The organism is Tsukamurella sputi (genome assembly GCF_007858445.1).
GTDB lineage: Bacteria > Actinomycetota > Actinomycetes > Mycobacteriales > Mycobacteriaceae > Tsukamurella > Tsukamurella sputi.
Genome location: NZ_VIGV01000251.1, coordinates 1 through 506, shown reverse-complemented (window position 1 = coordinate 506; position 506 = coordinate 1). Strand labels below are relative to the sequence as shown.

The window sequence follows — 506 nt, the reverse complement described above, 5'->3', positions numbered from 1 at the left end:
AGGACTGAACCCGATGACCGACGAGCACACACTCCCCGACGCCCGACGCCAACTCGACGACGCCCACCACCACCTCTGCGCCGCACAAACCCACCACGACCAACACGGCACCTACACCTCCCCCTCACTCCTCACCCAACTCCAACAAGCCCTCCAAAACGCCGACCGGCCACGCAACCCCGGCGGACGACCAGGCTTCGAATCCCACCCCACCGCATGGCTGTCCGGCATCGACAAAATGCAGGAGATCGAGCGGAAGGTGAAGGAGTGGGCGGCGGTCATCGGGCATGACGGCCGCGACAACATCCACACCCTGCTGGACAAGGTGAACAGTTTCAAGTGGGCACCCGCGCAAATCGAAACCGTCCACGAAGCCGCCCGCGCCATCAACCGCTGGGCCGACTGGATCCACTCCGCACTCACCGGAGACACCGTCGGCCTCTACGACAAACCCTGCCCCAACTGCAACCAAGGCCCCTGGACCTACCGGCACATCGCAGGCGAAA

1 protein-coding gene is annotated in these 506 nt (G+C 64.4%); it reads left to right on the top strand.

Going from position 1 to position 506, the window contains the following annotated elements:
* Positions 1–13 precede the first annotated feature (13 nt).
* Positions 14–506 (top strand): DUF7341 domain-containing protein (locus FK268_RS24025; protein ID WP_146437934.1); only part of this gene is annotated, 493 nt, incomplete at its 3' end.